The sequence below is a fragment of the Streptomyces sp. NPDC057428 genome, from assembly GCF_042803195.1.
GTDB lineage: Bacteria > Actinomycetota > Actinomycetes > Streptomycetales > Streptomycetaceae > Streptomyces.
This window is the reverse complement of sequence record NZ_JBHVCT010000090.1, coordinates 1-9,050: the sequence shown is the minus strand read 5'-3', so window position 1 is coordinate 9,050 and position 9,050 is coordinate 1. Positions and strand designations below refer to the sequence as shown.

Annotated in this window: 7 protein-coding genes and 1 tRNA gene; 4 read left to right on the top strand and 4 right to left on the bottom strand. The window is 67.4% G+C overall.

From position 1 onward, the window contains the following. Window positions 1-164 precede the first annotated feature (164 nt). Together grpE and dnaK are read right to left on the bottom strand one after the other, a co-directional pair. Window positions 165-812, bottom strand: a complete 648-nt coding sequence (gene grpE, locus ACFU5K_RS26205; RefSeq protein ID WP_384065904.1) for a nucleotide exchange factor GrpE — start codon at window positions 810-812, stop codon at window positions 165-167. Further along, entirely contained in the window at window positions 809-2,662 is a 1,854-nt protein-coding gene (gene dnaK, locus ACFU5K_RS26200) for a molecular chaperone DnaK (RefSeq protein WP_384065902.1), read from the bottom strand. Before dnaK ends, grpE begins: the two co-directional genes overlap by 4 nt. Before the next feature lie 318 nt (window positions 2,663-2,980). On the opposite strand from dnaK, the gene ACFU5K_RS26195 reads away from it, so the two are divergent. The 3 genes from ACFU5K_RS26195 to ACFU5K_RS26185 all read left to right on the top strand — a co-directional run bounded on the left by ACFU5K_RS26195 (window position 2,981) and on the right by ACFU5K_RS26185 (window position 7,149). Then, a complete protein-coding gene (locus tag ACFU5K_RS26195) occupies window positions 2,981-3,655 on the top strand; it encodes a sugar transferase (protein ID WP_384065900.1) in 675 nt (224 codons plus the stop codon). Window positions 3,656-3,747: 92 nt separating this feature from the next. After that, window positions 3,748-6,015 (top strand): (Fe-S)-binding protein, encoded by a 2,268-nt coding sequence (locus tag ACFU5K_RS26190; RefSeq protein ID WP_384065898.1) that lies wholly within the window; start codon window positions 3,748-3,750, stop codon window positions 6,013-6,015. A 195-nt stretch (window positions 6,016-6,210) separates the two neighbouring features. Further along, entirely contained in the window at window positions 6,211-7,149 is a 939-nt protein-coding gene (locus tag ACFU5K_RS26185) for a Yip1 family protein (RefSeq protein ID WP_384065896.1), read from the top strand. Window positions 7,150-7,223: 74 nt separating this feature from the next. Here the strand turns inward: ACFU5K_RS26185 and ACFU5K_RS26180 are convergent, their stop codons facing one another. Beyond that, on the bottom strand, window positions 7,224-7,724 hold the full coding sequence (locus tag ACFU5K_RS26180; RefSeq protein ID WP_384065894.1) for a phosphoribosyltransferase: 501 nt from the start codon (window positions 7,722-7,724) through the stop codon (window positions 7,224-7,226). Between the two features lie 6 nt (window positions 7,725-7,730). After that, entirely contained in the window at window positions 7,731-8,306 is a 576-nt protein-coding gene (dcd, locus tag ACFU5K_RS26175; protein ID WP_384065892.1) for a dCTP deaminase, read from the bottom strand. A 498-nt stretch (window positions 8,307-8,804) separates the two neighbouring features. On the opposite strand from dcd, the gene ACFU5K_RS26170 reads away from it, so the two are divergent. Next, window positions 8,805-8,878, top strand: a tRNA-Gly gene (locus ACFU5K_RS26170). Window positions 8,879-9,050 lie beyond the last annotated feature (172 nt).

The following is a 9,050-nucleotide window of genomic DNA, read 5'->3' as shown; positions in this document are numbered from 1 at the left end:
GGTTGGGGGGCGTCCTGGGGGCCGCGGCGGCGTTTTTATTGGCCCTCCCCCCCTACGACGTTCGGGCAAAGCGCGCCCCCCCCTCCCGCACCCCCGGCCGGGGCGCGGCCCCCGCGGCCGCCCGCACGCCCCGTCGGTGTTCACCGCAGTGGTCAGACACGATGTCAGACCTCTTCGGTGCCACCGCTCTCCTCGTCGTCTGTCTTCTCTTCCTTCGCCGCCGCGGGCGTGGCGCCCGGCTGCGGTTCGGCCACGGCCACCCGCGCGGGGCGGATGGTGCGCTCCCCGATGCGGTACCCGGGCTGCAGGATCGCCACGCAGGTCGTCTCGGTGACGTCCGGCGCGTACGAGTGCATCAGGGCCTCGTGGATCGTCGGGTCGAAGGGCTCGCCCTCCTTGCCGAACTGCTGGAGCCCCAGCTTCGCGACGACCGTCTCCAGGGATTCGGCCACCGACTTGAAGCCCCCGAGGAGCTCGCCGTGCTCGCGGGCCCGGCCGACATCGTCGAGGACGGGCAGCAGCTCGCTCAGAAGGCCCGCGACCGCGACCTCCTTGACCTGCACCCGGTCGCGCTCGACGCGGCGGCGGTAATTCTGGTACTCGGCCTGGAGCCGCTGGAGGTCGCCCGTACGCTCGTTGAGCGCGGTACGCACCTGGTCCAGCTGGGCCGTCAGGGCCGCTGTCTGCTGTACGTCCCCGGCCGGGGCCGCCGCCTCCTCGGAGGAGGGGGCGGCCTTCGGTTCGGCGTCGTCGGCACTGGCGCCGGAGGGGACGTCAGGCTTCTCGTCGAAGCCCGGAGTCTCCTCGGTCACACCGCACCGCCCTTGTTGTCCTTCTCGTCGTCCACGATCTCGGCGTCGACGACGTCGTCGTCGGCGCGGCCCTGGCCGTCGCCCGGCGCCTCGGCACCCGGCGTCGCACCCTCGGACTGGGCGTTGGCGTACATCGCCTGGCCCAGCTTCTGGGAGACGGCCGCGACCTTCTCGGTGGCGGTGCGGATCTCGGCGGTGTCCTCGCCCTTGAGCTTCTCCTTCAGCTCGGTGAGCGCGGTCTCCACCTCGGTCTTCACGTCACCGGGGACCTTGTCCTCGTTGTCCTTGAGGAACTTCTCCGTCTGGTAGACGAGCTGCTCGCCCTGGTTGCGGGACTCGGCGGCCTCACGGCGGCGGTGGTCCTCGTCGGCGTACTGCTCGGCCTCTTCGCGCATCCGGTTGACCTCGTCCTTCGGCAGCGAGGAGCCACCGGTGACGGTCATCTTCTGCTCCTTGCCGGTGCCGAGGTCCTTGGCGGCGACGTGCATGATGCCGTTGGCGTCGATGTCGAACGCGACCTCGATCTGCGGCACACCACGCGGGGCCGGCGGCAGACCGGTGAGCTCGAACATCCCGAGCTTCTTGTTGTACGCCGCGATCTCGCGCTCGCCCTGGTAGACCTGGATCTGCACGGACGGCTGGTTGTCCTCGGCCGTCGTGAAGATCTCGGAACGCTTGGTCGGGATCGTGGTGTTGCGCTCGATGAGCTTGGTCATGATCCCTCCCTTGGTCTCGATGCCGAGGGACAGCGGGGTGACGTCGAGGAGCAGGACGTCCTTGACCTCGCCCTTGAGGACACCGGCCTGGAGCGAGGCGCCGATGGCGACGACCTCGTCCGGGTTCACACCCTTGTTGGCGTCCTGGCCGCCCGTGAGCTCCTTGACGAGCTCGGCGACGGCCGGCATACGGGTCGAGCCACCGACGAGAACGACGTGGTCGATCTCGGAGAGCTGGATGCCCGCGTCCTTGATGACGTTGTGGAACGGGTTCTTGCAGCGGTCCAGGAGGTCCGCGGTCAGCTGCTGGAACTGCGAGCGCGTGAGCTTCTCGTCCAGGTGCAGCGGGCCCTCGGCGGACGCCGTGATGTAGGGCAGGTTGATCGTGGTCTCGGTCGAGGACGAGAGCTCGATCTTCGCCTTCTCCGCGGCCTCGCGGAGACGCTGGAGAGCCATCTTGTCCTTGGACAGGTCCACGCCGTGCCCGTTGGCGAACTGCTTCACCAGGTAGTCGACGACCCGCTGGTCCCAGTCGTCACCACCGAGGTGGTTGTCACCGTTGGTGGCCTTCACCTCGACGACGCCGTCGCCGATCTCCAGGAGGGACACGTCGAAGGTGCCGCCACCGAGGTCGAAGACGAGGATCGTCTGGTCGTCCTTGTCGAGGCCGTACGCCAGGGCTGCGGCGGTCGGCTCGTTGACGATGCGCAGGACGTTCAGGCCCGCGATCTCGCCGGCCTCCTTCGTCGCCTGACGCTCCGAGTCGTTGAAGTACGCCGGGACGGTGATGACCGCGTCGGCGACCTTCTCGCCCAGGTACGCCTCGGCGTCGCGCTTCAGCTTCTGCAGGATGAAGGCGCTCATCTGCTGCGGGTTGAAGCTCTTGCCGTCAAGGTCGATCTTCCAGTCGGTGCCCATGTGGCGCTTGACCGAACGGATCGTCCTGTCGACGTTGGTGACCGCCTGGCGCTTGGCGACCTCGCCGACGAGCACCTCGCCGTTCTTCGCGAAGGCGACGACGGACGGCGTGGTCCTGGCGCCTTCGGCGTTGGTGATGACGGTGGGCTCGCCGCCTTCGAGAACGCTGACGACGGAGTTAGTCGTGCCCAGGTCGATGCCGACCGCACGTGCCATTTCAATTCCTCCAACTGACTACTTGAGTGGGTCTGGCTCAAGGATGCATGACACGCACCTCGGAGTCAAAGGACCTGAGTCGCTTACGCTCAACTTATGTGCTCACGTGCCATTCGACCTGGTGTTTTACGCAGATCCAACATGCCGAAACTGCTCCCGCCCTCATCAGCGGCCGCAATACTTCCCCGGCGAATCCGCGACACCCGGAGTGCGTCGCACGCCACACAGCCCCCTGCCACCATCGCATCGTGGGATCGTTCTGTCACAAAATGCAGCGAGACGGTCATAACGGCGCGTCACCGATCCCGGGCAGGTGCAATGCGGAACGCGAAGCAGACTGCGGCACGAACGACACGGCACCTCGCCGCCCCGGCACCGGCCACCCGGGCAGCGCGCCACGCAGCCGAGCGGGTCGCCGCCACCCTGGCCGCCCTGACCGTCAAGCGGACGCTCGACCTGCTGCTCGGCTCGGCCCTGCTGATCCTGGCCGCCCCCGCACTCGCGGCCACCGCCGCCGCACTCACCCTCCGGCGACCCCTCGGGACGGCCGGCGTACTGCGCCGGGAGACGCGGGTGGGCCTCGGCGGCCACCTCTTCGAGCTGCGCTCGCTGCGCACCCGCCGGTGCCGGTTGGACCTGCTGTCCCGGCTGCCCCACGTCGTACGGGGAGAACTCTCCATGGTGGGTCCGGCACCGCTCACCCCGGACGAGACCGCGCTCCTCGGAGACCGGGCGTCGCACTGGCGGCAGACCGTGCGGCCCGGCCTGACCGGCCTGGCCCAGGTGCGCGCCCGCTCCGGGATGCCCTGGGACGAACCCGCCCTCCTGGACGCTCACTACACACAGCATCATGGAGCCGGGCTCGACCTGGCGATCCTGGCGCAATCCGCACGCATCCCCGTGCGCACGGCGCTGAGCGCCCTCCGGCTGCCGGGAAAGGCCCACCTGAGCGACACAGATCACCGCCTGCCCGGCTACAGCGTGGCGGAATAAGTGGATAGTGTCAGCACAGACTGATTAAGTTACTGCTTAGTAATCACTTGTACGCGCTGGATCCCACCCTCGCAGGCCCGAGGAGTCCCCACATGCAACTCGCCGCGATCATCGTGTCGCTGGTGCTGACCGTCGTCGGCGTTGCGCTCATCGTCCGAGCCGTCGCGCAGATCTACCGGTTCGTCCGTCTCGGACAGCCGGTACCGGCAGGCAGCCGCACCGACGACCCCAAGCAGCGCACGATCACCCTGGTCAAGGAATTCCTCGGCCACACCCGGATGAACCGGTGGGGGATCGTCGGCTTCGCCCACTGGTTCGTCGCGATCGGCTTCCTGACCCTGCCACCGACGCTGCTCCAGGCGTACGGACAGCTCTTCCAGGCCGACTGGGTGCTGCCGATCGTCGGCGACTGGCTGCCGTTCGAGCTCTACATCGAGTTCATCGGCATCATGACCGTGCTCGGCATCGTCACGCTGATGGCGATCCGGCTGCTGAACCTGCCCTCCCGGGCCGGCCGCAAGTCCCGCTTCGCCGGTTCCAAGGCCTGGCAGGCGTACTTCGTCGAATACGTCATCCTCGTCATCGGGCTGGCGATCCTCACCCTGCGCGGCCTCGAAGGCGCGATCCACCACGTCGAGGGCTACGAGGCCGCGTACTTCGTCTCGTATCCGCTCGTGCTCGCCTTCAAGGGCCTCGCGCTCGGCACCCTGCAGAACCTCATCTACTTCACCGCGATGGTGAAGATCGGCGTCTCGCTGATCTGGATGATCACGGTCTCGCTCAACACCAACATGGGTGTCGCCTGGCACCGCTTCCTCGGTTTCCCGAACATCTGGTTCAAGCGGAACGCCGACGGCGCGGTCGCGCTCGGCGCCCTCCAGCCGATGACCAGCGGCGGCAAGGAGATCGACTGGGAGGACCCGGGCGAGGACGACACCTTCGGTGTCTCCCAGGTCGAGCAGTTCTCCTGGAAGGGCATCCTCGACTTCTCCACGTGCACCGAGTGCGGACGCTGCCAGTCGCAGTGCCCCGCCTGGAACACGGGGAAGCCGCTCTCGCCCAAGCTCCTGGTCATGTCCCTGCGCGACCACGCGCACGCCAAGGCCCCGTACCTGCTGGCCGGCGGCGGCAAGGACATGGAGGGCAACGAGAAGGCCTCCGCCGAGGCCCTGAAGGACGTTCCCGCGTCCGCCCTCGCCGAGGCCGAGCGCCCCCTCGTCGGGACGCTCGAGGAGAACGGCGTCATCGACCCGGACGTGCTCTGGTCCTGCACCACCTGCGGTGCGTGCGTGGAGCAGTGCCCCGTCGACATCGAGCACATCGACCACATCGTCGACATGCGCCGCTACCAGGTGATGATCGAGTCCGCGTTCCCGTCCGAGGCGGGCACGATGCTCAAGAACCTGGAGAAGAAGGGCAACCCCTGGGGGCTCGCCAAGAAGCAGCGCGTCGAGTGGACCAAGGAGGTCGACTTCGAGGTCCCGATCGTCGGCAAGGACGTCGAGGACCTCGGCGAGGTCGACTACCTCTACTGGGTCGGCTGCGCCGGCGCACTCGAGGACCGCGCCAAGAAGACCACGAAGGCCTTCGCGGAGCTCCTCCACATCGCGGGCGTCAAGTTCGCGATCATGGGCGGCGACGAGAAGTGCACCGGCGACTCCGCCCGCCGCCTCGGCAACGAGCCGCTGTTCCAGCAGCTCGGCCAGGAGAACGTCGCGATGCTGAACATGGCGTTCGGTGAGGATGACGAGGACGACTCGACGAAGAAGGCCAGGTCCGCGAAGAAGATCGTCGCGACCTGCCCGCACTGCTTCAACACGATCGCGAACGAGTACCCGCAGCTCGGCGGCGAGTACGAGGTCATCCACCACACGCAGCTGCTCCAGCACCTGGTGGACGAGGGCAAGCTGATTCCGGTGACGCCGGTCGAGGGTCTGATCACGTACCACGACCCCTGCTACCTGGGCCGGCACAACAAGATCTACACGCCCCCGCGCGAGATCATCGCCAAGGTGCCGGGTCTGCGGAACGAGGAGATGCACCGCCACAAGGAGCGCGGCTTCTGCTGCGGCGCCGGTGGTGCCCGGATGTGGATGGAGGAGCGGATCGGCAAGCGCATCAACAACGAGCGCGTCGACGAAGCCCTCTCGCTCAACCCGGACATCGTCTCCACGGCCTGCCCGTTCTGCCTCGTCATGCTGACCGATTCGGTCAACGGCAAGAAGAACGAAGGCCAGGCGAAGGAATCGATCCAGGTGGTCGACGTGTCGCAGCTGCTGCTGGAGTCGGTGAAGACACCCGCCGACCCGGCGGACGAGCCGGAGACGGCCGGCCGGCCGGAACCGGAGCCGGTGAAGTAACCCTCACCCGCCGCACGGAAGCGGCCGGATCTGCCTCGGGGGCAGGACCGGCCGCTTCCGTGCGTCCGGCCCCGTGGCCCAGGGTGAGGCGGACCCCTCGGGGAGCCCCTGGGGGATGTCACAGGTAGGCCGCAAAGGCGCCCCTGTTCGCCCGGCCCACACCCCGCACCCACATGGACCAGGTACGTTCGACGTGTGGCTGGATTCAGGATCGGACGCGGCCGGGACAACCGCACACCGCAACAACACCCGCAGCAGCAACAGCCGTACGGCGCGCAGGCACCATCGCCGCCCTACGGCCGTCAGTCGTGGCCCCCGGCAGGAGGCGGCGGCGCATCGCGCGGCGGCCCCCAGGGCGCCCCGTACGGCGGCGGGCACGGTGGCAACGGACACGGGGGTGGGCACGGGCACGGAGGCGGGCGCGGAGGCGGGCACGGCGAACCGGAGTACTTCGGCGACCCGTACCAGCAGCCCGCGCAGCACGACCCGTACGCCAACGCGCCTGGACACACCCAGGCGTTCAGCATCGGCGAGGACGCGTACGGCGACGGGAACACCTACCAGGCCGGCCAGGCCCCCGCGCAGCCCTCGGGCCCGCGGCTGCCCTGGAAACAGCTGCTGACCGGCATCGTGATGCGCCCCGGGCCGACGTTCTGGCAGATGCGCGACTACCCCGTCTGGGGCACCGCGGTCGTCGTCACGTTCGTCTACGGGCTGCTCGCCCTCTTCGGCTTCGACCAGGCCCGCGACGAGGCGATCCACGCGGAGGTCTCCACGGCCGCCCCGTACGTCATCTTCACGGGCATCGGCTTCGTCATCGGTGGCCTGGTCCTCGGCGCGGTGACCCACACCCTGGCCCGTCAGCTCGGCGGCACGGGTTCCTGGCAGCCGACCGTGGGCCTGTCGATGCTGATCATGTCCATCACGGACGCGCCACGACTGGTCTTCGCCCTGTTCCTGGGCGGCGAGAACTCCCTGGTCCAGATCCTCGGATGGGTCACCTGGCTGGCGGCAGGAGCGCTTTTCACCTCGATGGTGAGCAAGTCGCACGACCTGCCCTGGCCGAAGGCGCTCGGCGCCTCCGCGATCCAGCTGATCGCACTGCTGTCGATCATCAAGCTCGGCACGATCTGACCCGCACACGAGAAAAGGGGCTTCCGGTGCCTGGCACCGGGAGCCCCTTTTTCGATGTCGTTTTCGCGCATTCTCTACGAATCGAGAATCTGCCCTTCGCGACGCACGACGGGCTTTTCCACGCTCCACGGGAAGTTGATCCACTGATCGGTCTTCTTCCACACGTACTCGCACTTCACGAGCGACTGCGACTTCTCGTAGATGACCGCGCTGCGCACCTCGGCGACATGGTCGACACAGAAATCGCGCACCAGCTTCAGCGTCTTGCCGGTGTCGGCGACGTCGTCGGCGATCAGCACCTTCTTGCGCGTGAAGTCGATCGCGTTCGGGACGGGCGCCAGCATGACGGGCATTTCCAGGGTGGTGCCCACGCCGGTGTAGAACTCCACATTCACCAGGTGGATGTTCTTGCAGTCCAGGGCGTATGCCAGACCACCGGCGACGAAGACTCCGCCGCGCGCGATGCTCAGCACGACGTCCGGCTCGTAGCCGTCGTCGGCGACCGCCTGGGCCAGCTCGCGCACGGCGGTCCCGAAGGCCTCGTACGTCAGATTCTCCCGCATCTCACCAGCCATGCCGTATCACACCTGAGTCCGATGGAAATTCAGGAAGGACCGCGAGGCGGTCGGCCCGCGCTGGCCCTGGTAACGCGATCCGTAACGCTCGGATCCGTAGGGGAATTCGGAGGACGAGGACAGCCGGAACATACACAGCTGCCCGATCTTCATTCCCGGCCAGAGCTTTATCGGCAACGTCGCCAGATTCGACAGCTCCAGCGTCACGTGACCCGAGAAACCAGGGTCGATGAAGCCGGCCGTCGAATGCGTCACCAGCCCGAGCCTCCCCAGCGAGCTCTTCCCCTCCAGCCGCGACGCGAGGTCGTCGGGAAGCGAGATGACCTCGTACGTCGAGGCCAGGACGAACTCCCCCGGGTGCAGGATGAACGGCTCGTCGCCCTCCGGCTCGACCTGACGGGTCAGGTCGACCTGCTCGACGGCGGGATCGATATGCGGATAGCGGTGGTTCTCGAACACCCGGAAGTAACGGTCAAGCCGCACGTCGATGCTCGAGGGCTGCACCATCGAAGCGTCGAACGGATCAATGCGAACCCGCCCGGCATCGATCTCGGCCCGGAGGTCCTTATCTGAGAGAAGCACGGTCCGAGGATACGCAGAACGCGCGGGCCGACCCCAACCGGACCGTCCCGCGCGCCTGACTCACCTATGTCCTGGTTCTGCCTGCCGCGACTACCGCCGCTCGAACGACACAGGCACCGCCTGCCGCAACCGCGCGCAGCGCGGGCAGCGGATGAGCCGCCCGGGGCCGATCCGGTCGGACCCGAGCTGCTGCATCGGGAACGACGAGGTAGCGAAAACATGCCCTTCGGCACAGCGGACGACGGTGCGCTCCATCGGATCCATCAAGTCCCTTCCCCAACAAGCCATGGACGAGACCGCCACATTAGGGGATGAACAGGACGCCACTTCACACGGCACTCCGACCACCCACGCTACGCCCCCAACTCCCGCCACCCACACCCGCATCCACGCTCACGTCCACGCTCCGGAACAACACGCAGGCCCCGCGGCGAAGACGCCGGGGGCCTGGGATGGGGTACAGTGTGGGCGTTGCACTGCCGGTCATCGGCGCGCTTCGCGGGTGTAGTTTAATGGTAGAACATGAGCTTCCCAAGCTCAGAGCGCGAGTTCGATTCTCGTCACCCGCTCCACGACTAAGGCCCTGGTCAGAAACCAGGGCCTTGTTTGTTGTCTAGACCACCCAGGGTGCTCCGTGCCCTCCTTGCGCCCTAACGACCTTGGGGGAATTAGTGATCGTCCCGGTCGGGCCGTGACATGAGAAGGACCGCACGGGTTAGGTGAGTTGTGAAGCTTTCCTGGGCC

Bases quoted from the DNA above. Each gene is read 5' to 3' on its own strand.
- dnaK (WP_384065902.1), bottom strand. From the start codon at position 2,662: ATGGCACGTGCGGTCGGCATCGACCTGGGCACGACTAACTCCGTCGTC.
- ACFU5K_RS26195 (WP_384065900.1), top strand. From the start codon at position 2,981: ATGCGGAACGCGAAGCAGACTGCGGCACGAACGACACGGCACCTCGCC.
- ACFU5K_RS26190 (WP_384065898.1), top strand. From the start codon at position 3,748: ATGCAACTCGCCGCGATCATCGTGTCGCTGGTGCTGACCGTCGTCGGC.
- ACFU5K_RS26180 (WP_384065894.1), bottom strand. From the start codon at position 7,724: ATGGCTGGTGAGATGCGGGAGAATCTGACGTACGAGGCCTTCGGGACC.